General features: G+C 61.8%; 23 protein-coding genes. 4 read left to right on the plus strand and 19 right to left on the minus strand.

The window, feature by feature from the left end; translation table 11 throughout:
- The first annotated feature begins 225 nt into the window (after positions 1–225).
- Positions 226–2,964 carry an autotransporter outer membrane beta-barrel domain-containing protein gene (locus tag KYK33_RS05340; RefSeq protein WP_224432281.1) on the plus strand — a complete coding sequence of 913 codons (2,739 nt, stop codon included), beginning with the start codon at positions 226–228 and terminating at the stop codon, positions 2,962–2,964.
- 56 nt (positions 2,965–3,020) lie between these two features.
- Positions 3,021–3,569, plus strand: coding sequence for an NAD(P)H nitroreductase (locus tag KYK33_RS05345; RefSeq protein ID WP_042041284.1), 549 nt, complete (start codon positions 3,021–3,023; stop codon positions 3,567–3,569).
- Positions 3,570–3,977: 408 nt separating this feature from the next.
- Here the strand turns inward: KYK33_RS05345 and KYK33_RS05350 are convergent, their stop codons facing one another.
- The 3 genes from KYK33_RS05350 to KYK33_RS05360 all read right to left on the minus strand — a co-directional run bounded on the left by KYK33_RS05350 (position 3,978) and on the right by KYK33_RS05360 (position 7,253).
- Positions 3,978–4,532, minus strand: a complete 555-nt coding sequence (locus KYK33_RS05350) for a sugar O-acetyltransferase (protein ID WP_042041285.1) — start codon at positions 4,530–4,532, stop codon at positions 3,978–3,980.
- A 228-nt stretch (positions 4,533–4,760) separates the two neighbouring features.
- Positions 4,761–5,639: a 50S ribosomal protein L11 methyltransferase gene (prmA, locus tag KYK33_RS05355; RefSeq protein ID WP_224432282.1), complete on the minus strand. Its 879-nt coding sequence runs from the start codon at positions 5,637–5,639 to the stop codon at positions 4,761–4,763.
- Between the two features lie 600 nt (positions 5,640–6,239).
- Positions 6,240–7,253, minus strand: coding sequence for a zinc-binding alcohol dehydrogenase family protein (locus KYK33_RS05360; RefSeq protein WP_224432283.1), 1,014 nt, complete (start codon positions 7,251–7,253; stop codon positions 6,240–6,242).
- Between the two features lie 96 nt (positions 7,254–7,349).
- On the opposite strand from KYK33_RS05360, the gene KYK33_RS05365 reads away from it, so the two are divergent.
- Positions 7,350–8,225 (plus strand): LysR family transcriptional regulator, encoded by an 876-nt coding sequence (locus KYK33_RS05365; protein WP_224432284.1) that lies wholly within the window; start codon positions 7,350–7,352, stop codon positions 8,223–8,225.
- Positions 8,226–8,263: 38 nt separating this feature from the next.
- Here KYK33_RS05365 and KYK33_RS05370 read toward each other — a convergent pair whose 3' ends face one another.
- From KYK33_RS05370 to torC, 13 genes are all read right to left on the minus strand, one after another.
- Complete coding sequence (locus KYK33_RS05370; RefSeq protein WP_224432285.1) at positions 8,264–9,679, minus strand: PTS transporter subunit EIIC; 1,416 nt, start codon at positions 9,677–9,679, stop codon at positions 8,264–8,266.
- An 86-nt stretch (positions 9,680–9,765) separates the two neighbouring features.
- The gene (panF, locus tag KYK33_RS05375) at positions 9,766–11,229 is read right to left on the minus strand and encodes a sodium/pantothenate symporter (protein WP_224432286.1); all 1,464 of its coding nucleotides are present in this window, start codon (positions 11,227–11,229) and stop codon (positions 9,766–9,768) included.
- Complete coding sequence (locus tag KYK33_RS05380; RefSeq protein ID WP_224432287.1) at positions 11,219–11,356, minus strand: hypothetical protein; 138 nt, start codon at positions 11,354–11,356, stop codon at positions 11,219–11,221. The genes panF and KYK33_RS05380 overlap by 11 nt, the downstream gene beginning before the upstream one ends.
- Entirely contained in the window at positions 11,346–11,483 is a 138-nt protein-coding gene (locus KYK33_RS05385; protein WP_224432288.1) for a hypothetical protein, read from the minus strand. Before KYK33_RS05385 ends, KYK33_RS05380 begins: the two co-directional genes overlap by 11 nt.
- A complete protein-coding gene (locus tag KYK33_RS05390) occupies positions 11,473–11,736 on the minus strand; it encodes a YhdT family protein (protein ID WP_224432289.1) in 264 nt (87 codons plus the stop codon). Before KYK33_RS05390 ends, KYK33_RS05385 begins: the two co-directional genes overlap by 11 nt.
- Positions 11,737–11,897: 161 nt before the next feature.
- On the minus strand, positions 11,898–13,238 hold the full coding sequence (gene accC, locus KYK33_RS05395; protein ID WP_005900342.1) for an acetyl-CoA carboxylase biotin carboxylase subunit: 1,341 nt from the start codon (positions 13,236–13,238) through the stop codon (positions 11,898–11,900).
- A gap of 14 nt (positions 13,239–13,252) precedes the next feature.
- Entirely contained in the window at positions 13,253–13,705 is a 453-nt protein-coding gene (gene accB / locus KYK33_RS05400) for an acetyl-CoA carboxylase biotin carboxyl carrier protein (RefSeq protein ID WP_224432290.1), read from the minus strand.
- A gap of 26 nt (positions 13,706–13,731) precedes the next feature.
- Positions 13,732–14,190 (minus strand): type II 3-dehydroquinate dehydratase, encoded by a 459-nt coding sequence (aroQ, locus tag KYK33_RS05405; protein WP_005900347.1) that lies wholly within the window; start codon positions 14,188–14,190, stop codon positions 13,732–13,734.
- Between the two features lie 287 nt (positions 14,191–14,477).
- Positions 14,478–16,424, minus strand: coding sequence for an acetate--CoA ligase (gene acs, locus KYK33_RS05410; protein WP_224432291.1), 1,947 nt, complete (start codon positions 16,422–16,424; stop codon positions 14,478–14,480).
- 294 nt (positions 16,425–16,718) lie between these two features.
- Entirely contained in the window at positions 16,719–17,087 is a 369-nt protein-coding gene (locus KYK33_RS05415; protein WP_224432292.1) for a hypothetical protein, read from the minus strand.
- A 3-nt stretch (positions 17,088–17,090) separates the two neighbouring features.
- On the minus strand, positions 17,091–17,753 hold the full coding sequence (gene torD / locus KYK33_RS05420) for a molecular chaperone TorD (RefSeq protein WP_042041297.1): 663 nt from the start codon (positions 17,751–17,753) through the stop codon (positions 17,091–17,093).
- A 93-nt stretch (positions 17,754–17,846) separates the two neighbouring features.
- Entirely contained in the window at positions 17,847–20,357 is a 2,511-nt protein-coding gene (gene torA / locus KYK33_RS05425) for a trimethylamine-N-oxide reductase TorA (RefSeq protein WP_224432293.1), read from the minus strand.
- Positions 20,358–20,382: 25 nt separating this feature from the next.
- Positions 20,383–21,546, minus strand: coding sequence for a pentaheme c-type cytochrome TorC (torC, locus tag KYK33_RS05430; RefSeq protein WP_224432294.1), 1,164 nt, complete (start codon positions 21,544–21,546; stop codon positions 20,383–20,385).
- 145 nt (positions 21,547–21,691) lie between these two features.
- Between torC and torR the strand changes: the two genes are divergently transcribed.
- Positions 21,692–22,402 carry a two-component system response regulator TorR gene (gene torR, locus KYK33_RS05435; RefSeq protein WP_224432952.1) on the plus strand — a complete coding sequence of 237 codons (711 nt, stop codon included), beginning with the start codon at positions 21,692–21,694 and terminating at the stop codon, positions 22,400–22,402.
- A 186-nt stretch (positions 22,403–22,588) separates the two neighbouring features.
- Here the strand turns inward: torR and KYK33_RS05440 are convergent, their stop codons facing one another.
- The 3 genes from KYK33_RS05440 to torT all read right to left on the minus strand — a co-directional run bounded on the left by KYK33_RS05440 (position 22,589) and on the right by torT (position 24,750).
- On the minus strand, positions 22,589–22,870 hold the full coding sequence (locus tag KYK33_RS05440) for a phage terminase large subunit family protein (protein WP_224432295.1): 282 nt from the start codon (positions 22,868–22,870) through the stop codon (positions 22,589–22,591).
- Positions 22,867–23,400, minus strand: coding sequence for a GNAT family N-acetyltransferase (locus KYK33_RS05445; RefSeq protein WP_224432296.1), 534 nt, complete (start codon positions 23,398–23,400; stop codon positions 22,867–22,869). Before KYK33_RS05445 ends, KYK33_RS05440 begins: the two co-directional genes overlap by 4 nt.
- A gap of 261 nt (positions 23,401–23,661) precedes the next feature.
- Positions 23,662–24,750, minus strand: a complete 1,089-nt coding sequence (gene torT / locus KYK33_RS05450) for a TMAO reductase system periplasmic protein TorT (protein ID WP_224432297.1) — start codon at positions 24,748–24,750, stop codon at positions 23,662–23,664.
- Between the last annotated feature and the right edge of the window lie 71 nt (positions 24,751–24,821).

Raw genomic sequence — 24,821 nt, forward strand, 5'->3', positions numbered from 1 at the left:
AGTTAGCTGTTAAGCTGCTGCGTCATTTAAATGTTGCGCAATGTCACAAAATAATTCAGTTTGTGTCGACTTCTGCCTGGGGTTACATGACGGCAAAGTTGCAAAAGCGTTCGAACCATTAGATGAAGGACATGTCATGTCCTGCAGGGTAGCGGGAATGGATCCCACGCCCTGTTCGGTGCAGGTCTCAACATGAGCCGCCGATCCGTTAGCAGGAAAATAATAATGAGCCAAGAAAAGTCCAACACCTCCCTTGCCCAGACGGGTTACCGACTGAGCGCCACCGCCTTGACGATGGCCATGGTCTTGCACAGCGGTGCCAGCCAGGCGGATCCCAAGGGGCAGATCATCTTCCTCGGCTGGACCGCCGATCTGCAACATTCGGTCTGGCTCTCCGCCATCTCGCCCGGCAAATTCGATGTCAGCTCCGCCAAGACCAACCAACCCTATGATGTCTGGACTCAGAATCACAAGGGATTGCACCTCACCGTCTCCCCGGAGCGGGAGGAGTGGGGCGGCACCCATATTCTCTATAGCTATGCCAATGCCGATACCAGTATCTATGACAGGCGTTTCGTCGATTCCGATAATCAGCGGCCGGATCGCTTCACCTTCCCGAATCAGTTCACTCCGCCAACTTTGCCCCCCAAACCCACCCAACCCGGGCCCAGTGCCCCCCCTGAGGGGATAACGCCAACCCTGCCCGGTGGCGTGCAGCCACCGGTGGGTACCTTGCCGCCGCAGGGAATAACGCCGACCCTGCCCGGTGGCGTGCAGCCACCGATAGCCACCTTGCCGCCGCAGGGAATAACGCCGACCCTGCCCGGTGGCGTGCAGCCACCGGTGGGTACCTTGCCGCCGCAGGGAATAACGCCGACCCTGCCCGGTGGCGTGCAGCCACCGATAGCCACCTTGCCGCCGCAGGGAATAACGCCGACCCTGCCCGGTGGCGTGCAGCCACCGATAGCCACCTTGCCGCCGCAGGGAATAACGCCAACCCTGCCCGGTGGCGTGCAGCCGCCAGTGGGTACTCTGCCGCCGCAAGGGATAACACCGACCCTGCCGGGAGGCGTGCAGCCGCCGGTGGGCACTCTGCCGCCGCAGGGAATAACGCCAACTCTGCCCGGTGGCGTGCAGCCGCCAGTGGGTACTCTGCCGCCGCAGGGAATAACGCCGACCCTGCCGGGAGGTGTGCAGCCGCCGGTGGGCACTCTGCCGCCGCAGGGAATAACGCCGACCCTGCCCGGTGGCGTGCAGCCGCCAGTGGGCACTCTGCCGCCGCAGGGAATAACGCCGACTCTGCCCGGTGGCGTGCAACCGCCAGTGGGCACTCTGCCGCCGCAGGGGTTGACCCCAGGTATGCCGACTACACCTCCTCAGGGATTGATGCCAAGCCGCCCCACTCTTGGAGACAGGCCCTTTATCATCCGCCCAGGTGCGATGCAGCCACCAATAGCCACCTTGCCGCCGCAGGGGATAACACCAACTCTGCCCGGTGGTGTGCAGCCACCAGTAGCCACCTTGCCGCCGCAGGGGATAACGCCGACCCTGCCCGGTGGTGTGCAGCCACCAGTAGCCACCTTGCCGCCGCAGGGGATAACGCCGACCCTGCCCGGTGGTGTGCAGCCACCGGTAGGCACCTTGCCGCCGCAGGGAATAACGCCGACCCTGCCGGGAGGTGTGCAGCCGCCAGTTGGCACCTTGCCGCCGCAGGGGATAACGCCAACCCTGCCGGGAGGCGTGCAGCCGCCGGTAGCTACTCTGCCGCCGCAGGGAATAACGCCGACCCTGCCGGGAGGTGTGCAGCCACCGGTAGGAACCTTGCCGCCGCAGGGGGGGATGCCCACTCGCCCTCCCTTGGGTGAACGGCCCTTTATCACTCTGCCGGGCGGCGTGCAGCCGCTGCCCGGCACCTTGATTCCCGAAGGGCGCTTACCGCCCCCGGCGATCCCGGCGCAGCCTGGTTATTTACCGGGTCAGCAGAGCGCGGGCCAACAGGCAAGCGAGCGAGCACTGAACGAGCGGACCCTGTGCGTGATGGCCGATGAGCGGGCTAAATTGCCGCCCGAGCAACAGGCTCAATACCCGGATTGCCCCTTCACCCGTGCCGAGTTGGCCGCAGGTCAAGGGGGCCAGCCAGTGGCTCAGCCTGAATCTGTGGAACGACGTTGGAACCTGTGGGCGGATGAGGTCTATTACGACATCTCGGATCACCGCGAGGGATTGGATATGTCGGGCTCAACCAATGTGTTCAGCCTGGGAGCCGATACCCGGTTGGACAAGAACACCATCCTCGGCTTTAGCGTCTCCCGGGTCGACAGCAAGGTGGACTCCTTCAATGGCGGCATGCGCATGGCGGCCGGTGGCTTCAACATAGGCCCCTACCTGGCGTATCAGGTATCGGACAGCTGGATGCTGGATGGCACGCTGATCTATGGCTGGATGGACAACAAGCAGGATCTGCTGTTCCTCTCCGGTGACTATGGCTCGACCTCGCTGAGCGGTAGTCTGGGGGCCACAGGTCAGTACTTCTGGTCCAATACCTCAATACGCCCGCGTCTGGCTATCAACTACAGCCACAACCGCAGCAAGGGTTACCGGATGAGCGGTGATTATCAGGGATTGGCGCTGCATCTTGATAATGAGAGTGGCAGCTACAACCAGGGCAACATGACGGGGACGGTTGAATTTAGCCGTGTCTATTACACCGACATAGGTCTGCCGCTGATGCCTTACGCCGAGCTGGGACTGGATTACGGCTTTGAGAGACCGAACGATGGCTATATCCTGACGGGAGATCTCAGTTCGGCTCGCACAGAACCGCTCAGCGGCACCATGCGATTGGGGCTGCGTACCCTGATTGGTGGCGAGGCCACCCTGACCACCAGTGCCGGTTACACCAGCATAGGGCAGGATGATCTCAATATCTGGGAGTGGCGCATCAATCTCTCCAAGCCGTTCTGATCCCCTATCGACACAGGGGCCTATGCTGGCCCCTCATGACTCAGAAGGAGCATCACATGGATGCATTGACCCTACTGCTTAACCGCCACTCCTGTGCCCGTCTGACGACGCCTGCCCCGAGTGGCGAAGCGCTCGACAACATCCTCAAGGCGGGGCTGCGCGCACCGGATCACGGCACCCTGACCCCTTGGCAGTTCATCCTGTTTGAGGGGGAGGGGCGTGAGCGACTCGGCACCCTGCTCGGCGACGCGGCCCGGCTGCGTGGTGACGACGATGACAGCATCAGCAAGAGTGAGCAGGCGCCCCTGCGTGCGCCGCTGGTGGTGGCCGTTGCGAGCCGTTTTCAGGATCACCCCAAGGTGCCGAAGCTGGAGCAGGAACTCTCTGCCGGTTGTGCGCTGATGGCGATGCAGATGGCCGCCCAGGCGCAAGGGTTCAATGGTATCTGGCGCTCCGGCTGGTTTATCTTCGACGAGCACATTCGTCAAGGGCTGGGGCTAGGGGAGCAGGATCAGCTGGTGGGTTTCCTCTACCTGGGTACCCCTCAACTGGAGGCTCGCAAGCTGCGTGAACTGCCCTTGGCCGATTTCGTCCGCCACTTCTGATGATGGCGAGCTGAGTGAATGGTGCATGCCATGAGACTTGAATGGAAAGCCCTGTTCTATCAGGGCTTTTTTTATGGAGCCGGAAATAATAACCAGAGCTGGGAGGGGAAATAAAGGGGGCAAGCAAGGCATTTTCTGTGGCAGCAAACACTTTTTTTAATAGTGAGAGGAAGTTCGCAAAATGAGTCGATCTCACTATGTAAAACGTTTGCGCCCCGTTATCATCCCTGTCGCCAGTTCAGAAGGCTCGCCTTCTGATTTTCTGCGATGAGAGTCGCAATTCCGTAGCACCTTTTATATAGCCCAACGTCTTCGTGACCTTGGGCTTCATTTTTTGGGTGCAACCTCATGGGCCCAGTGGGCGACATGAGGGCAAAAAAAGTGTGCGCTCCCCGGATTGGCCGCCCGTCAGTGGCTCTGCCTCGGGGGCAGTATGCGGGCAGGGTTGCCCACCACCCGCGCCCCGGCCGGTACATCCCTGCTCACCACGGCGCCTGCGCCGACGATGGCCTCCCGGCCTATGGTGACCCCTGGCAGCAAGATGGCGCCGCCACCTATCCACACCCTGTCTGCTATGGTGACCGGCAGTGCCGTCTCCACCCCGGCCAGGCGCTCATCGGCATTCAGGGCATGGGCGGCGGTATAGATCTGCACATTGGGGCCCATCATGACGCCGGCCCCGATGCGGATCGGGGCATTGTCCAGCAGGGTGGCCCCCATATTGATGAACGAGCCCACCCCCAGGCTGATATGGCGACCATAGCTGCACTGAAAGGGCGGGCAGATGAAGGCGCCTTCTGCCAGTTCACCCACCAGGGCTTTGAGCAGGATCTGCTGTGCATCCTCATCGTCCTCCCGATTGAAGCGGCGATAGAGGCTCATTGCCGTCTTGCGCAAGGCGGTGAGCTCGGGGGCCATGCAGTTGTAAGGCTGGCTGTCGATCATCAACTGGTAGTCGGTCATGGAGGGCCTCGTCGGTTGGGTGGCATGCAGGTTCGGTGCGTGCAGATGTTACCCCTTTATGGCGAGGAGAAGGGTGAGCGGTGGCGCACTGCTGATCCAGAACCGTGAGCTAACAATCGGGCCTGCTCTGGATCGGAGCAAAAGCCAGAAACAACAAGGGCACTTGACGGTGCCCTTGTGGGTTTACTCGCTGGCCATGGGCGGTGCTTGCGCACCGCCGCCGTTCAATCAGCCGTGCTTGCGGCCCGAGAGGCGGCACCACTCCTCTTTCACTGCGGTCTGGTCCATGTCGAACCACTGGCCGTAGATGGTCTCCAGCTCCGGCGCCTGGCTCTCCAGCACGCCGGACAGTGCCATCAGGCTGCCGGGCTTGCCCAGACCCTTGATGAGCGGCGCCAGTTCGCGCAGCGGGCCAGCCAGGATATTGGCGACCACCACGTCGGCACTGATGCCGTCCGGCTGATCCGCAGGCAGGTAGAGCTCTATCTGACCCGCGACGCCATTACGTTCGGCGTTATCGCGGCTGGCCTGAATGGCCTGCGGGTCTATGTCGATGCCGATGACCCGGGCGGCGCCGAGCTTGAGGGCGGCGATGCCGAGGATGCCGGAGCCACAACCGAAGTCGACCACGGTTTTACCGGTCAGATCCAGGCCATCGAGCCACTGCAGGCAGAGCGCCGTGGTGGGGTGGGTGCCGGTACCGAATGCCAGACCGGGATCCAGCATGACGTTGACCGCATCGGGGTTGGGCACATCGCGCCAGCTCGGGCAGATCCAGAGCCGCTCGCCAAACTGCATAGGGTGGAAGTGATCCATCCACTCGCGCACCCAATCCTTGTCTTCCAGCTGCTCGACCTTGTAACCGACATCTTCCCCGAAGATCTGCTGGAAGAAGGCGATGGTGGGGGCTGGATCCGTCTCGGCATCGAACAGCCCCATCACCTCGGTCTCGCCCCAGAGCGGCGTTTCACCTGGCAGCGGCTCGTAGACGGGCACATCCTGAGCATCCATAAAGGTCACCGCCTGGGCTCCACGCCCCAGCAGCATGTTGCTCACCTTGTCCGCGGTTTTAGCGGTGGCGTTGATTCGAATTTGTATCCAGGGCATGGGGTCGACTCTTCATGAATGTGAAACCGCGGGATTCTACCATTCCGGGCCTGCGCTGTCGTGGTTTGCCCGCGGCCGAAAGGAGCCGACTCCGTCCGTCAGCCTCTCATGAGAGAAAAACAAGGACCATCAGCAAGGTTGGCACGGTTAATGTATTAATCCTTACTGCTTTGCTCTAGGAAAGTTCCGTCATCTTTCACGCCACCCTCGGGTGGCGATTTTTTTTGGTGAAAGCCAGCCAGGAGAGAGGCTACGAGGAGGGCACGGCCGCACTGGCCAATAAAAATGACCCAGAGCGGGTCATTTTTATTGAGTTGGCACGGTAGCTGCAATCAATAAATTATCCTGCAAAGGATGTGTGTGTGATTGTTACCCCCAACGTTCAGGTATTTAGGGTCATCCCGGTCGGGATGGCCCCTTTTTTTGTCCGCTATGGCGTATGTTGGCCCTTTGAGCCGCCAGGGGGGCTCGCCGAGGGGTCAGGGCGTCACGAAATAGCCGTGCTGGGGAGGTGGGGTGCGCTTCCCTGTACGCTTTTGGTGCCTATCCCTGGTGAAATCACCCCATGATGGTGCGATTTCTACCCACTTAGGGGAGGGGTTAAGCGAACTCGGCCATGTCGATCACCAGTTTGCCGATCATCCGTCCCGCTTCTACCTCTGCGTGTGCTTGCGCCAGGGTGGCTGGGGTCAATGCAGTCAGGGTCTGGCCTAGGGTGGTGCGCACTGTTCCCTGATCGACCAGCTGGCTGACCTCGCTCAGCAGCCTGTGCTGTTCAATCATGTCCGGGGTCTGGAACAGGGAGCGGGTGAACATGAACTCCTGGCTGAAGGTGACGCTCTTTGCCTTGAGCAGGCCGAGATCCCAGGGCTCATTGGATTCGGCAATGGTGCAGATATGGCCGAATGGACGTATCAGGCTCGCCATGGCGCTCCAGTGCTGTTCGGTGGCATTGGTGCAGAAGATAGCATCGAGCTGATTGATGCCAAGGGCCGCAAGATCTCCCTGCAGGTTGTGATGGCTCACTACCCGGTGAGCCCCCATTGCCAGGCACCAGTCGCGGGTTTCTGGCCGGGAGGCGGTGGCGATCACCTCCATCCCGGTGAGCTGGCGAGCGAGCTGGATGGCGATGGAACCCACGCCGCCCGCCCCGCCGATGATGAGCAAGTGCCCCTTGCTGTCCCGCTGGAGGCCGATGCGATCGAACAGCGCCTCCCAGGCGGTGATGGCGGTAAGCGGCAGGGCGGCGGCTTCGACATCGGACAGGCTGGCGGGGGCCAGGGCGACGATCCGCTCATCGACCAGTTGCAGTTCGCTGTTGCTGCCGGGGCGACTGATATCCCCCGCGTACCAGACCCGGTCACCCGCCTTGAACAGGGTGACCTCGCTGCCGACAGCGACCACGTTACCCACCGCATCCCAACCCAGTACCCGTGGGCTGGCCTCCACTTTATCCTTGGGGGCGCGTACCTTGGTATCGACCGGGTTGATGGAGGTGGCGCCGACCTTCACCAGCAGATCCCGCGGGCCGGGAGTGGGGGTGGGGAGGCTGGCCTCGATGAAGCAGTGGGGATGATCGCTTGGCAGATAATGGGTGAGGGCGATGGCTTTCATGGCAATTCCTTGTCGGACAGATTGGGATTGCCTCGCAGTCTAGTCTGGTTAATTATTCCTATTAAGATGGGTAATTGGTAAAGACTGTTTGAATATATGAACAATCCAGAACTAGAGCTGATGGGGATCTTCGCCACTGTGGTGGAGCAGGGCAGTTTCACCGCCGCCGCCGAGTTGCTCGGCATGCCAAAGTCTTCGGTGAGCCAGAAGATATCGCGGCTCGAATCCCTGCTCGGCATGCGGCTGTTGCAACGGACCACCCGTCGCCTCAGTCTGACTCCCCAGGGCGAGATCTATGTGGAGCACTGCCAGGCGTTGCTCAATGTGGCGCGCGGGGCACACCTGGCGATGGCGCGGCTGCGTGAGGCGCCGGCAGGGAAGGTGAGGATCACGGCGCCAGAGGCAACCGGCACCCTGCTGCTCGGCAAGATACTGGCCGAGTTTCGGCTCCTCTATCCCGAGGTGGTGATAGAGCTGACCCTGAGCGATGAACAGCTGGATCTGGTGGCAAAGGGTTACGATCTGGCGCTGCGGGCGGCGCCGCTGAAAGATTCCAGCCTTATTTGCCGGCAGATTGGGCAGGTGGCGCGTCACCTGGTGGCGGCGCCTGGTTACCTCGCCCGGGCGGGGCGGCCGGATACCGTGGCCGATCTGAGCGGGCATGCCTGTCTGGTGCACAGTGCGCTGCCCCTGTGGCCATTGCAACCAGAGGGGTGGCGGCCAAAGGGAGTCTGTCTCTCCAACAGCCTGCTGGCCCTGCGAGAGCTGGCCATTCATGAAGGGGGAATCGCCCTGCTGCCTGCTCATGTCTGTCGGGATGAGTTGCTCAGCGGCAAACTGGTCAGCCTGTTGCCAGCGCACCCCATACCCAGCAATCCCTTCTATCTCATCTACCCGAGCCGGGAGCATCTGGCGCCCGCCTTGCGATCCTTGATGGATTTTGTCGCCGAGCGACTGGCGTTCACCCCTTAGCAAAAGCCCTGCCGACCGGCAACGTTCAGGGACTGCGCCTACCAGCGGATCTGGCTGCTCGACGCCTGATTGGGCTTGAGGCCAAGCGGCACAGACTGGCGCTCGGCCAGCATGCGGATCTGCCCCGCGATGAGCCCTGCATTGGGGCCCAGCACCAATACCAGCTGATGCTCGTTGAGTGCTATCCAGGAGAGGCAACCCAGGTTGAGCAGCTGGGATTGATCCACCAACTCCATGTTGCGTACCCGGATGCTGAGCCGGGTCAGGCAGACGCTGATGGCTTGCAGGTTGTCCATGCCGCCGAGCAGCTTGAGATAGCGGATGGCCAGCATCTGGGGGTCGGCAGGGGGAACATTGGCCATCTCCTGGGGGACAAGCTGCTGGTTGGAGAGGCTGAGGGGGGAGCGCCCCAGCATCTGATAGAACAGCAGGGCATAGGCCACGAAAAAGAGGATCCCCAGGGGAATGATCCAGAAGGCATGCACCCCGCTGCCATAGCTCAGACTGAGATCCAGCAACCCGGCGGAGAAGTAACTGCCGAGCTGGATATCGAGGGCACTGCAGATGGCGAACGACAGGCCGGTGAGCAGGGCATGGGCCAGAAACAGCCAGGGCGCCGTGAAGGCAAACAGAAACTCGATGGGCTCGGTGATGCCGATGCAGGCGGACGTGAGGGCCAGGGTCAGCAGCAGGGCACCGTGGGGCAGTTGCCGGAGGCGATGACGGTGCAACCAGATGGCGAAACAGGCACCGGGCAAGCCGAACATGATAATGGGATAGAGACCGGCGCCATAGCCTTGGTGCAGCGGCTGTGCCGCCGCCAGGGCCAGCTGATTGCTGGCACCCAGGGTCACCAGATTGCCCAACAGCTGGTGCAACCCGAGAGGGAGCAACAGACGGTTGAGCACCCCGTAACTGAAGGCGCCAAGGGGGGTCCCCAGATCCGTGGTTATCTGGCTGATCCCCTGCTCCAGGGCTGGCCAGATCAGTGAGAGTGGCACGGCGATCAGCAGGCAGACGAAGGCACTGAGCAGGGGGCCTTGCCAGGGACCGGGCAGATAGAGGCGTATCGGCTTGGGCACTGAGGGCGACCAGGGGCCAAACAGGGCCGTCATGATGCCCGCCAGCATGCCACAGACAAGATCGGCATGCAGGCCCGGGGCCAGCGCCGAGAGCGCGGAGCTCAGCAGCAGGAAGTTGACGGCCCCCGAGAGCGCCAACCCCCCCCGCTCGGTGCGACCAATCCCGAAGGCAATGGCGACCGCATAGATGAGGGGCATCTGACCGAAGATGGCCTGTCCGCTCAGCACCAGCACGGGCAGATCGAGGGCATCTGGCTGGCCGAGTCGATGGAGCAGGGCGGCCAATGGCAGGATGGAGACGGGCAGCAGCAAGGCATAGCCCAGTCGCTGCATGGCCTGGATCAGCGTCTGTCGGCGAGAAGGTGGCGTCATTGAAGAGGGGTGAAGTGTGACATAGCGCACACTTTACCCTTTACTCCCCTTAAGGGATAGCCTTCGAGGGATTAATCACCAATAAGTTAACCCCGATCAAACAGTTGGCGTACTACCACCCCTGGTGGTGGGGTCAGCAGGCTTACCAGTACGAAGACGAACAGACCCAGCCCCAGGCTGGGCACTATGGCGTGCAGTCCCGCCAGCTTGATGCCCCAATGGCTCAATACGCCATAGCAGAGAATGCCGCTGACCATGCAGGCCAGTGCCCCCTGGCCGTTGGCTCGGGGCCAATAGAGGCCGAGCACCAGGGGCCAGAGGAAGACGGCCTGCAGGCCGCCGAAGGCGAGCAGGTTGAGCCAGATGATCATCTCGGGGGGCTGCAGCGCGGCCAGCAGCACCAGGGTGCCCAGGATCAGGGTGGTGATCAGCGACAGGCGGGGAATCCGCACCTCCAGCTTCTGTTGGGACTGTTTGGGGCTCAGATAGTTGAGCCAGAGATCCTTGACCAGGGTCGCCGAGGTCTGGATCAGCTGGGAGTCGATGGTCGACATGATGGCGGCCATGGGGGCGGCCAGGAAGATACCCGCCAGCCAGGGAGGCAGCACCTCCATCATCAGGGCTGGCATGATCTTGTCAGGACTGTCCATGGCGGGCAGGATGGCGCGGCCCAGAGCGCCAGCCAGGTGCATGCCGAACATCAGCAGGGCACTGACGATGGTGCCGATGAGGATGCCGCGATGGAGCGCCTTGCTGTCTTTGTAGCCGAAGCAGCGCAGCGCCGAATGGGGCAGGCCGATGACGCCGACGCAGACCAGGATCCAGAAACTCAGCATGAAGGGCTGGGTCAGCATGTCCCCGGCCCCCTGGGGGCTGACCAGTTTGGGATCGATCACCTCGAGTTGATGGATGAGGTTGGGCAGACCGTCACCGGCTATCAACACCCCGGCCAGCAGGGCCCCGGTGCCTATCAGCATGATGATCCCCTGCAGGGCATCCGTCATCACCACGGCGCGAAAACCGCCGATCACCGTGTAGAGCAGCACGCAGCTGGCAAACAGGAAGAGCCCCTGCTGGTAGCTGAGACCGGTGGCGGTCTCCAGCAGACGAGCCCCGCCGATGAACTGCACCACCATGGTGGCGATGAAGGCGAGAATGATGGTCACCGAACCCAGCACCACCACCGCCTTGCTCTGATAGCGGGCCCACAGCATGTCGTTGATGGTCACCGCATTGACCCGGCGGGCGATGATGGCGAATTTCTTGCCAAGCACCCCCAGGGTGAGCCAGACGGTGGGCAGCTGGATCATCGCCAGCAGCACCCATCCCAACCCAATCTTGTAAGCGGCGCCAGGGCCGCCGATGAAGGAGGAGGCCGAGGTGTAGGTCGCCACCAGGGTCATGGCCAGCACCAGGCCACCCATGCTGCGATTGCCGATGAAGTACTCCTGCATGAAGTCTCCACCTTGGCGACGGCGGCTGGCCCAGTAGCCGATACCAAGCACCAGCAGCAGATAGATGAGCAGCGGCAGCAACAGTTCAATATTCATGACGGGGCTCCTGCGGGCTGGGTAACTCGGGGCTGAGGGGGATCTCGATAAACGGCAGGTTCACCATGAAGGCCTCTATTCCCATCAACAGCTGCGGTGCAGGCATCGGTAGTTGATCAAGCTTCATGACGGGGCTCCTGCTGGCTTGGCAATGCTGAGTCGAGGGGGATCTCGATAAACGGCAGGTTCACCATGAAGGCCTCTATTCCCATCAACAGCTGCGGTGCAGGCATCGGTAGTTGCTCAAACTTCATGACGGGGCTCCTGAGGGCTTGGCAACTCGGGATCGAGGGGGATCTCGATAAACAGCCAGTTCACCATGACAGCGCAGAGCACCATGAACAATAGGGGCATCAGTATGCAACTGAGCAGGAACCAGAGGGGCATACCCCAATACTGAAGCGTCTCGGGAATGAAATAGGCACAGCCATACCAGGCGACGAAATAGAGCAGGGTCAGCAGCAGGCAGAGGGTGGCTTCCCGGCGGGCGAGGTTGAAACGAGACATGTTGAATGCAGCCTCCAGAGAGTGAAGGGCGCAAGGATAACAAAAAAGGGCCATGTCGCCATGGCCCTTTTATTCGGGTCTCTTACAGACTCAACGTCTGGTGCAGATGATGGTTGTTACACGCCATCTTGCCCAGCGGCACTGTCTGCATTGAGCGGTCCTTACAGACCCAACTTCTTGTGCAGGTAGTGGATGTTGGTGCCACCGTGCTGGAAGTTTTCGTCCTTCATGATCTCTTTTTGCAGCGCCACGTTGGTCTTGATCCCTTCGACGACCAGTTCGTCCAGAGAGTGACGCATACGCGCGATGGCGATGTCGCGGTTCTCACCGTAACAGATCAGCTTGCCAATCATGGAGTCGTAGTAAGGCGGAACCTTGTAGCCAGCGTAGATGTGGGAGTCCCAACGCACGCCCATGCCACCCGGCGCATGGAAGCGCTGGATGAGGCCAGGAGACGGCATGAAGGTGGCCGGATCTTCGGCATTGATCCGGCATTCGATGGCATGGCCACGGATGCGGATGTCCTGCTGGGTGATAGACAGGGGCTGGCCGGCGGCGATGCGCAGCTGCTCCTTGATCAGATCCACGCCGGTGACCATCTCGGTGACCGGATGCTCAACCTGGATACGGGTGTTCATCTCGATGAAGTAGAACTCGCCGTTCTCGTACAGGAACTCGAAGGTACCGGCACCGCGGTAGCCGATTTCGAGGCAGGCGCGCACGCAGCGCTCACCGATGAACTTGCGCATCTCTTCGGTGATGCCCGGTGCCGGTGCCTCTTCGACCACTTTCTGGTGGCGACGCTGCATGGAGCAGTCACGCTCGCCCAGATAGATGGCGCTGCCCTGACCGTCAGCCAATATCTGAATTTCGATATGGCGTGGGTTTTCCAGGTACTTCTCCATGTAGACCATGTCGTTCTTGAAGAACTGGCCTGCTTCGGATTTGGTCAGGGCGATGGCGGCAGCCAGCTCGGCTTCACTGCGCACCACGCGCATGCCGCGACCACCACCGCCACCGGCGGCCTTGATGATCACCGGATAGCCGATGCGCTTGGCGACACTGGCGTTGTGCTTGGTATCGCTGTCGACCGGGCCGTCGGAGCCGGGGACGCAGGGCACACCGGCCTTCTTCATGGCTTCGATGGCGGAAACCTTGTCACCCATCAGGCGAATGGTTTCGGCGCGCGGGCCGATGAAGATGAAGCCGGACTGCTCGACCACTTCGGCGAAGTCGGCGTTTTCGGAGAGGAAACCGTAGCCGGGGTGGATGGCGACGGCCCCCGTCACCTCGGCGGCGGCGATGATGGCCGGCACATTGAGGTAGGATTCCCCGCTGGCAGGCTTGCCGATGCAGATGGATTCGTCGGCCAGCAGCACATGTTTGAGCTCCCGATCGGCGGTGGAGTGAACGGCCACTGTCTTGATCCCGAGCTCTTTGCAGGCGCGCAGGATCCGCAGGGCAATTTCACCGCGGTTGGCGATGACTACTTTGTCCAACATGGGTGAATATCCCCTTATTCGATGATGAACAGCGGCTCGTCGAATTCGACGGCCTGGCCATTCTCGACCAGAACGGCCTTGATCACGCCAGCCTTGTCAGATTCAATCTGGTTCATCATTTTCATGGCTTCGACGATGCACAGAGTGTCACCGACATTGACTTGCTGACCGACTTCCACGAAGGGTTTGGCTTCCGGGCTGGAGGAGCGATAGAAGGAGCCAACCATGGGGGAGCGCATCAGGTGACCACTCGGGGCGGCAGCCTCGGCGGTGGCAGCAGCAGGGGCGGCGACTGCGGCAGCGGCAGGTGCCATGGCAGGCTGCATCATCATCTGTGGTGCGACGTTGACCTGGCCGGAGAAATTACGGCTGATGCGAACAGACTCTTCCCCTTCGGAGATTTCCAGCTCGGCGATGCCGGACTCTTCAACCAGTTCAATCAGCTTTTTGATTTTGCGGATATCCATTAGCATTCTCTTTCTTCTTTGTCTGATCAGTGATTATCAAGCCGTGCCAAGTGACGCACAGCCGCGGTTAAAGCAAAGGTATAACCATCCGGCCCGAGTCCACAGATGACCCCTTTCGCGACATCAGACAGATAAGAGTGATGGCGGAACGGCTCTCTGGCATGGACGTTGGAGAGGTGCACCTCGATAAAGGGGATAGCAACCCCCAGCAGGGCATCTCGCAGCGCGACACTGGTATGGGTGAAGGCGGCAGGATTGATGATGATAAAATCCACCTGGCCCATGGCCTGGTGGATGCGCTCCAGCAGCAGATGTTCGGCGTTGGATTGCAGGTGGTCCAGTGTGACACCGAGTTGGCTGGCCTGGCGCTGCAGATCGGCGACGATCTCGTCGAGGGTCTGGCTGCCGTAGATACCGGGTTCCCGTTTGCCCAGCAGGTTCAAGTTAGGACCGTTGAGCAGAAGAATGCGGTGATGTTGCGACATAATGAGTACATCCTCGATGATAATGCTGTTAACTATCAGCTATCTTGCGGATGACCAGAAATCTAGCCATTTTTTGCGCAATTCGGTGTGCACTGACACACAGTTTTCGCAATTATATTGATTTCGTGAAAATTAGCAGCATTTTACTGGTCTAATCTCTACATCTGGCTGTTTATTGAGCATATTGATGCGCGGAGCCGCTCTGCCGCAGTGCCCGCCTCTTCAGGCTTTCCAGACACGATAAAGCCGGCACAAGGCCGGCTTTGTCGATCAGCAAGCGAAGGGGATCATGCCGCCTCTGACTTCTCGCGGATAAGTTTGTCCACGACCCCCGGATCCGCCAGGGTGGAGATATCTCCCAGGCTGTCGGTCTCGCCGGTGGCTATCTTGCGCAAGATCCGACGCATGATCTTGCCGGAACGGGTCTTGGGCAGCCCCTCGGCCCAGTGGATCACGTCCGGCGTGGCGATGGCGCCTATCTCCTTGCGCACCCACTCCTTCACTTCCTTAAGCAGCTCGCGGCTCGGCTCTTCCCCGGCGATCAGGGTGACATAGGCGTAGATGCCCTGACCCTTGATCTCGTGAGGCACCCCCACCACGGCCGCTTCGGCAATCTTGGGATGGGCGACCAGGGCCGACTCTATCTCGGCGGTACCCATGCGGTGGCCGGAGACGTTGAGTACATCATCGACCCGACCGGTGATCCAGTAGTAGCCATCCTCGTCGCGACGAGCGCCGTCGCCGGTGAAGTAGCGACCGGGGAAGGTGGAGAAATAGGTCTGCTCGAAACGCTCATGGTCGCCGAACACGGTACGCATCTGACCCGGCCAGGAGTCGGTGATCACCAGGTTGCCCTCGGTGGCGCCCTCCAGTGGCTCGCCCAGGTTGTCTACCAGTGCCGGTTGTACCCCGAAGAAGGGACGGGTGGCCGAGCCGGGTTTGAGGTCGGTGACGCCGGGCAGGGGGCTGATCAGGATGCCGCCGGTCTCGGTCTGCCACCAGGTGTCGACGATGGGGCAGCGCTCATCGCCTATGGTGCGGTAGTACCACTCCCAGGCTTCCGGGTTGATGGGCTCGCCCACGGACCCCATGATGCGCAGACTGGCACGAGAGGTGCCTTCGATGGCATCTTTACCTTTGGCCATCAGGGCACGGATGGCGGTCGGTGCCGTATAGAGGATGCTGACCTGGTGCTTGTCCACTACCTGGCTCATGCGGTTGGTGGCCGGGTAGTTGGGCACCCCTTCGAACATGAGGGTGGTGGCACCGTTGGCGAGCGGCCCATAGACCAGATAGGAGTGGCCTGTCACCCAGCCCACGTCGGCGGTACACCAGTAGATGTCCTCTTCGTGGTAGTCGAACACGTACTTGAAGGTGAGCGCCGCATAGACCAGATAGCCGCCGGTGGTGTGCAGCACCCCCTTGGGTTTGCCGGTGGAGCCCGAGGTGTAGAGCACGAACAGCGGGTCCTCGGCGTTCATCGCCTCGGGCGGGCAGTCGCTGCTTGCCGTGGCCATGGCCTCGTGCCACCAGAGATCCCGTGCGCCGTGCCAGGCAACCTGACCGCCGGTGCGCTTGAGCACTATCACTTTCTCGATGCGGGTTTCGGGGTTGGCGAGGGCGTCGTCGACGTTCTTCTTGAGGGGCACGGCACGGCCGCCGCGCAGCCCCTCATCGGCGGTGATGACGATGGAGGAGCCGGAGTCGATGATGCGGCCGGCCAGGGCTTCGGGGGAGAAGCCGCCGAAGACGATGGAGTGAACGGCGCCGATGCGGGTACAGGCCAGCATGGCCACGGCGGCTTCCGGCACCATGGGCATGTAGAGACAGACCACATCGCCGCGTTTGACCCCTTGGGCTTTGAGCACGTTGGCAAACTTGCACACTTCACCGTGCAGCTCGCGGTAGGTCAGCTTGCGATCTTCGGCCGGGTTGTCCCCTTCCCAGATGATGGCGACCTTGTCGCCACGCTCGTGGAGATGACGGTCGAGGCAGTTGGCGGAGACGTTGAGCTGGCCATCTTCGAACCATTTGATGGAGACGTGGCCGGGATCGTAGGAGCTGTTCTTGACCTTGGTATAGGGCTTCATCCAGTCGATGATCTTGCCTTGCTCTCCCCAGAAGGCATCGGGATCCTGTACCGAGGCCCGATACATGGCCTCATAGCCGGCCTTGTCCAGCAGGGCGTCCTGGCTGATGTGGGATTTGACCGGGTAGACCTTGTGCTCGCTCATTGTTCACTCCTTTGAATACATCTTCTTAATGATTACATAACAACTTATACCTTTGCCGGGGGAGGGCAATTAGACTTTTGGATAGCCGTGCGCTAGCGCCCACTTAGTGTTTCAAACGGCGTATTTTGCCGGTTCAAGGTTTGGGTGAGGGCTGGCGGCGGGGGCGTGTCGGTATGCTGGGGGGCTGGCGAAGAGAGTGCCAAAGAGAGTGCCAAAGAGAGTGCTGAAGAGAGTGCCGAAGTGGCCATTCTCAGGGGACCTTGGTTGGCGCGGGGCAAGGCAGGCCGGTGCGGGTTAGCCCTTCTGACGGCCGAAGGCCTGAAGACCGCGCACCAGCACCAGCAAGCTGAGGATGTGGAAGGGCAGCGCCAGTGCCCACAGCTGCCACCAGTTGGGTTCCCCCGCATAGCAGTTGATGAAGGCCACCCAGGCGACCAGCAGGGTCAGCATGCCTGCGAGCTGAAAGCGGCGGCGCAGCACCACTTCTACCCCCAGATTGGCGAGATAGAGCGTCAGCAGCACACCGCCAAACCCGGTGAGCTGGGCGCTGCCATAGAGGTCACGGTTGCTGTCAAACAGCAACCTGATAAGGGGAGTCAGGCCCTGCTCGCTCGGGATCAGGGCGAGTAGCCAGCAGGCGATGAGCAACAGGGCCGTCTTCATGACTCAGGACTCCTGGCCCTGAACCAGGCTGAGGTAATTGGCATCCATCACCAGGAAGACCCCGAGCAGGCGGGCGCAGGCGCCATAGAAGCCGAAGGCATCTTTGGCGCGGCACCCCTGTTCGAAGCGTTCGAACCAGCCGAGCAGGTGGTCATGCAGCAGTGCAGCCTGTTCGGCGAGCCAGCGGCTGCGCTCATCGGCGTTGGTGGCTTCGGCGGCGCGAATGATGAGGTTGCCCATCAGATCCAGCTCGATGGCCAGGTGATCTTCCGGCTCCTTGTACTTGTCGCTGACGCTGATGCCAAGCCGGGTGAGGCGCGCCTGCATCAGGGTCATGGGCGCCTGCATCAACAAGCCCCCTTCGCCGCGATAGAGGGATTCATAAGGCGGCACCCCTTGCTTGGGGTCACTGAGGAACAGACCGGCGAAATCGGCGGCCAGCTCCAGCTGGCGATCGGGGCGCACCAGCAGACGGGCGATGGCGTCGTTGAGCTCGGCCACGGCGTCACGCATGGGATCCAGGGTCGAGAGACTCTTCAAGAAGCTGCGCACGTCGTAGCTATCGTATTCGGCGATCTGCTCATCAGACAGTTCGGCGGCAAACAGGGTGGCAAACCACCAGTAGAGTTCGGCCCTGCGTTCGCTTGTGGCCAGAAATTCCTGCATTTTTCCTCCGTTGATGACAATCGGGAGCCATGATGGCCCCCGATTCTAACGACTTTGATAATAAAGGAAACCGTGGTTTCCCTTTTGTCCGGGCTAGCCTCGTTGGCTCGCCGCCCGAGCCGGGAACATGGGGTCTATGCCCGCTGCCGTGTCGGGCGCGCCAAAGGCGGTGATGGCCGGGATGGTGCCTTCGAACTTCTCGACGTCCACCAGGGCGGTGTGCGCCGTGGTGGCCTGGGAGAGGCGAGAAGCGCCGATATCGGCAGTCAACACGTTCGGGTCGCCATAGGTGCACAGGGTGCCCACCTTGCCCCCCTCCTGGGGGCCATACCAGGCACCTTCGTGGATGCGCACCACCCCGGGGGCGTAGTCCTCGCTCACCACCAGTCCCGCCAGCACCTGACCACGGGCGTTGAAGGCGCGCACCAGATCGCCATCCTTGAGACCGCGTGCCTTGGCATCTTGCGGGCTCATGTAGAGTGGCTCCCGCCCCTGCACCGCGTAGCTGGCGCGGAAGTGGTCCGAGGAGCAGAGCTGGCTGTGCAGCCGCTTGTCCGGGTGGCAAGATTGCAGATGCAGCGGATAGCGCTGGCTGCCAGAACCACCGTGGGAGCGCTCATAGGGTTCAATCCAGACCGGATGGCCGGGGCAATCGGCGTAACCGAAGTCGGCGATGGTCTTGGAATAGATCTCGATGAGGCCGGATGGCGTGCCGAGCGGCTCCAGATCTGGCTCCTGACGGAACGCCGCGTGGCGCACCCAGGGCTCACCCGCAGGCAGACTGACGAAGCCCTCTCCGTGCCAGAACTGGCTGAAGCGAGGCAAACGAATACCGATGCCGCGACCCTGCAGGCGGGCGTCGTCATAGATGCTCTGGATCCACTCCAGCTTGCTCTTGCCGCCGGTGAACTCGGCCTCGCGCCCGAAGCGGCGGCAGAGATCGGCGAAGATATCGTAGTCGTCGCGGGCTTCGAACAGGGGCTCCACAATCTTGTGCATCGCCAGGATGCCGGCATTGGCATGGGAACCCCACTGCTCGATGTCATCGCGCTCGTAGGTGGTGGTGGCGGGCAACACTATGTCGGCGAAGCGGCAGCTGGCGGTCCACTGGTGATCGATGTTGACCACGGTCTCCAGCTTGCGCCAGGCCGCGATCATCTTGTTGCGATCCTGCTGGTGATGGAAGGGGTTGTTGCCGCAGAACACCGCCATCTTCATTTCCGGGTAGGTGATGGTCTGGCCGTTGAAGTCGATGGTCTGCCCCGGATTGAGGATGCAGTCCACGAAGCGCGCCACCGGGATGTACTTGGAGTACCCCTTGAAGTCGCCGTCATGGATCGGCTTGGCGCCGGGGATGACGGAGCTGAAGCCGGACATGATGGGGCCGGTCGAGGTGATGGTACCGGCACCGTTGTAGTGCCAGCCAAAGCCAAATCCCCCCCCGGGCAGGCCAATCTGGCCCAGCATGGCGGCCAGTACCACCAGCATCCAGGCGTACTGTTCGCCATGGTGCATGCGCTGCACGCACCAGCCACCGATGAGCTGGGTTCGCCCGCCTGCGAGGGTGCGGGCCAGCTCGCGGATGGTGTCGGCGGAGATGCCGCAGAGGGGGGCGGCCCAGTCGGCGTCCTTGGCTTGACCGTCCTGCTCCCCCAGCAAGTAAGGCAGAAACTTGTCGTAGCCGGTGGTGTACTCCTTGAGGAACTTGGCATCGTGCAGACCCTCGCTGTGCAGGGTGTGCGCCAGGGCCAGCATCAAGGGGAGATCCGTCTGGGGGTTGAGGGCGACCTGCTCGCAGCCAAGGAACTTCTGGGTCTTGGACTTGACCGGATCGACGCTGATCACCCGGATCTCGCCCCTGGCGACCTTCTCCCTGAGCTGCTCCCAATAGGCATAGACCCCGTGATCCGGCACCAGCCAACCCACCTGCAGGTTCTTGATGGGATCGGATCCCCAGATGACGATGGTCTTGCTGTGCTCCAGCACCAGGGGCCAGGAGGTCTGCTGTTCGTACACCTCCATGGCGCCCGCCACGTGGGGCAGGATCACCTGGGCGGCGCCGGTGGAGTAATCCCCGGCCTTGCTCAGATAGGTGCCGTGCAGGTTCATGGCGCGGCCCAGCATGGCGCCGGCGGAGTGGAACTTGCCCACCGATTGCCAGCCGGAGTGGCCGGCATAGAGGGCGCTCGGGCCATGGTTTTTCTGCACTCGTTCCAGCTCGTGATAGAAGAAGTCCAGGGCCTGGGACCAGCTGACGCGCACGAAGCGATTCTGGCCACGCTCCTGGGTATCGGAGAGGTGTCCCTTGCGCAGCCAATCGAGGCGCACCATGGGGTAGCGGACGCGGGAGGGGTTGTAGACCACCTCACGCAAGCCTTGCAACATCTCGGTCGGGTGTTTGTCATGCTCGAATGGCCGGGTCTCGACCCAGCGCCCCTCGACCACCCGGGCGCGAAACGCACCCCAGTGGGAACCTGACAGCACCAGCTTGTCCTGGGCCTCGGCGGCTTGCACCGCACGGCCCAGCAAGGAGGGGCCGACCAGGGCCGCCGCGCCACCGGCCAGCATGCCCCCCAGAAAACCACGTCGGGAAACTGTGATCATTGTGTCTGTCCTCTTTCAAATGGGGTTAGTGCTGGCCCTGGCCACCGGTATCGGCGGCGTGGCTTTGCAGATATTTGAGCAGGGTGCGCTCTTCCTCTTTGCTGAGGCGGTAGTAGGCAGACATCGCCTTGAGCCCGGAGATCCAGCCGTTGGCGGTGAAGTGGGCCGGATCCGGCGCCCCGTGGCAGGAGTTGCAGGTGGATTTGTACATCTCGCCGGCGTAGTCCCAGATGGGTTTGAGTGAGGATTCGAGCCCCTGGCCGTCGACCCAGGCACTCACCTTCACCTGCTGCCACTGGATATGGGTGGCCGGATCCGTCTGCTCGGCGAGGATCTGTTCACCGGCCTTGAGCTCGTCGCGCACCGTGGCGACGAAGACTCGCTTGCCCATGTACTCGCTCAGCACCCGACCCTTGCCGTCACGTTCGCGCCAGCCTTCGATGTTGACCCTGAGCCGATCGCCACTGCGTTCCAGCACCTCGATACGGGAGGCGGGCAGCAGGCGCCCGGCCGGCTCGCTCGCCGTCTTGCTGGCAAACAGGTCCTTCTCGCCCAGGCTGTAGAGCACCTCGGCGGCCGGTGCCGCTATGGCCTCTGCCTGCAACTTGGCGAAGCTGGCCCTGAAGCCCCCCGCCATGTTGGGCAGCTCATGGGCGATGCCCTTGTGGCACTCGATGCAGTTCATGTTCTTGGCGGCGGCATCTTTCATGGCCAGGGCCGCGGCGGGGGACTGCTTGGCGTGATCCATGTTGTCGTAGCTGTGGCAGGACTTGCAGGTCTTGGAGTTCTGGCTGCTCATCCGTGCCCAGACCCGCTCGGCCAGGTGCAGACGCCTGTCCTCGAACTTCTCCTGGGTATCGATGCTGTGGCCGATGAACTGCTGATAGAGATCGTTGGCCGCCTCCATCTTGCGTACCACCTTGCCGACGAAGTCTTTGGGCTGATGGCAATCGGTGCAGATGGCCTGCACCCCTGAGGCGTTCTTGAAGTGCACCGACTCCTTGTACTCGGGGTAGACGGTGCTCTCCATGGTGTGACAGGAGACACAAAATTCGAGGCTGCTGGTCTTCTCGAAGCCGTAATGCAGACCCACCGAGCCCGCCAGGGTCACGCCGACGCCGACCAGTACCAGGGCCAGTACCGACCAGCGTCGACTGGGAGTGCGCAGCCATTGCCACAGTTTTTTCATGAGTGTTTGCTCTTATGACTCTTTTGATGGGCTCATGATAGGGAGATGCTGTGAACAGGGTTGGCGGGGGAAATGAATGAAATAGGGGTATTTATGACAAAATATGAATAGAATAATGACCCTGTTACTGCTGTGGAATCTACCGATGCGCCCTCATATCCTGGTTGTTGAAGACGATGCCGTGACCCGCGAGAAGCTGGTCGGCTATTTCGAGCGTGAGGGCTATCGGGTGAGCGCGGCGGGTGACGGCAAGGAGATGCGGGCCCTGATGGCGCGTGATAGCGTCTCCCTGGTGATGCTCGACATCAACCTGCCCGGTGAGGATGGCCTGCTGCTGACCCGTGAGCTCAGGGCCCAGAGTACAGTTGGCATCATCTTGGTGACGGGGCGCAGTGATGCGGTGGACAGGATCGTCGGCCTGGAGATGGGGGCCGATGACTATGTCACCAAGCCGTTCGAGTTGCGCGAGCTGCTGGTGCGGGTCAAAAACTTGCTGTGGCGCATCGCCCTGATGGGCAGCCAGACTCAGGCCGAGGAGAGCGATGATGCGGTGCGTTTTGGCCCCTGGCGCTTCGACATTCCCCGCCGCCAGCTCAGCAAGGATGGCATTGCCGTGCGCCTGACCAAGGCGGAATATGAGCTGCTGGTGGCCTTCGTGGCTCACCCTGGCCGGGTGCTGAGCCGGGAGCGGATCCTCTCCCTTATCAGTCACCGCGGCGACGGCCCAGGGGATCGCACCATAGACGTGCTGATCCGCCGCCTGCGCGGCAAGATGGAACAAAGTCCCCAGGATCCCCAGCTGTTTGTCACAGTGCATGGCGAGGGATACCTGTTCGCCGCCGATATCCACTCCTGAGTCATGCCGCTGAGAGCGATACCAGCCTCTCAGCTGTCACCGTGCATGGCGAAGGGTATCTGTTCGCCGCCGATATCCAGTCCTGAGTCATATCGTGGAGGGAGATGCCAGCCTCTCAGTGCCCTAGGGGTTTGTCACGGCACATGGACATCGCATGCTTGCGAGGTCACACCCGCACCGGCCGCGCTACTGGGTCCTGAACAGTACCTGGTGGCAGTGAGGACAGGCATATTGATGGCGAAAGTCGGCGAGATGTACCAGACCCTGGGCTTGCAGATGTTGGTGACCGCAGTGGTGGCAGGCTATCTGGTCATCGACCCGGGACTCGGGGTGCAGGATCAGGTACTGCTCCCGGGTTGGCAGGGCCTGCCAGCCGGCTCGGTTGGCCCGTTTGCGCCCGGCACAATAGTAGACCCAATAGAAGATGAAAAAGACCAACACTATCAGTAAAAACAGGGGGTTGTTCATGGTGATTTCCTCTTTGTGCTAAGGGGGCTGGCATAGCGCATGGGGGGCATCAGGGGGGTCAGATCTTTGACGAGCAGTTGACCTCGCTCATCGGCGCGACCCTCTTTGCGCCAGCCTTGGCGCAGATAGAAGCACTCGGCGGCGAGATGGGTCGGCACATAACGCAACCCGGCCGAGGTACTGCCTGCGGCGCGGATCCGTTGCAGCGCCTGTTCCAGCAACCAGCGTCCCAGACCGCGGCCCCGCCATTGCGGCACCAGATAAAGCAGATAGATGTATCCCCCCAGGCTGCCATCCATGCGTGCCATGGCGGGCGCCAACTCAAGCTGACCGATGGGGCTGTGATGACGCCAGAGGTGCAGCAACCCCTGGGGCTGTTCCCGTGTCAGGGTATCGAGCCAGACCCGCGTCTGCGCCTCATCAAAGCCGGCGACGCTGCCATGACTGATGCACCAGGCATCGCGGTGGCAGGCCAGAGCAAACTCGGGATAGAGGTCAAGGCAGGCAGGCTTGAGTCTGAGGCTGGTCATCTGCTTCTCCTACCGTGTCACAGGTTGAACAGACAAAAAGGTTCATATGGAGATCGTGCAGCCATCATATGAGGGGCTTGCCCGAGGAACCATGACGAGGGTCAGGTTTCGCGACAAAGAAGTGACAATCGAATCCTGGTACAGCTCCGGTTCAGCATCGGTGTCTAAAAAGACCCCATGAACGGCCTGTCCGGCAGCTTGTCGTCTGTCAGCCCTCGCTCTTGGCCCTCTGCAGATGAGTGACGCGTCGCTGCGCCTGAGCTAGTGCCCGGTGGAGTGGTTGCTGGGTTCGACCCGATAGACGGGGCGAAAATTGGGATCAGACAGGGTGCGGCTGTCTGTCATCATGGCACTGCTCAGGGTGAGGATAGGGGGGCCCATATGGCGAGGGCATTGCTGCTCATCGGCCTGGGGGGATTGCAGCAGACAGACGGCCTGGGCAACGGCCAGACGGCCTTGCTCGCGCATCTGGTCGCTGTTTGCCAGGGCCAGTTTGCCGCGCAGCAGGGCGCGCTCCACCCCGTGGCTGGAATAGATGGCGAGCACCGCGGGCTGGCGGGACTGGCTGGTTGTCGCGTCATCCGGGCTGCGCCGCGTCAATTCGTTCACCGCCACCTCGGCGGCCATGGCCCCTCCCACCAGGTAATCCAGATGGGGATGCTGGGTCAGCAGTTGCTGTACCAGAGTGCGCTGGATCTCGCGGCTGTTGTCGCCGCGCAGGGTGTCGACCAGCTCGACCGCACTGCCGTCAATGGCGGCGGTGAAGCCGGGCTCGACCACCTGATTGCCGCCTCGCCCCTCGGGGCCCGGCAACAAGGCCACTCGCACCGGCGGCGTGCCAGCCGGGTGACGCTCCGCCAACCAGTGGCCGATGCGCCAGCCCATCTGATACCAGGCCACCCCCACCTGGGCGACGACCAGATCCGATGGCAGGGCATTGACCAGCCCGAACACCGGCAAGGGGCTCTGGCGAATGGCGTTGGTCAGCGCCGGGCCGTCGACGGCGCCGAGCAAGATGGCATCGCTCCCCTCTCTGGCACACTCATCGAGCTGGCGAGCCTGCTCGACCTGGGCACCATAACCGCCCGCTTCATGGACCCGCAAGCCGACACCGAGCCGCCTGGCCTCTTCCACCATGCCCTGATTGACCGAGAGCCAGTAGGCATCGCGAAGGTGCGGATAGAGGGCGCATAGCACCCATGGTTGCGTGGCCCGCTCGGGCCCCGTCCAGGTGGTCACGGGGGATGTCTGCGGCGCCTCCGCGGCCGTGGGCCAGCGCTGGATCTCGAAGGCCGCATGGGCGAATGCAGGGGGCTGGGTGAGCAGCAGGCTGAGGATCAGGCATCGCATGGCGGCGGCTTTTGTTAGAGTGTGAGGCCATATTATCCCGACAATCACTGTGACAACCAAGAGGCCCTGTT

The sequence above is a fragment of the Aeromonas rivuli genome (genome assembly GCF_020149575.1).
Classification (GTDB): domain Bacteria; phylum Pseudomonadota; class Gammaproteobacteria; order Enterobacterales; family Aeromonadaceae; genus Aeromonas; species Aeromonas rivuli.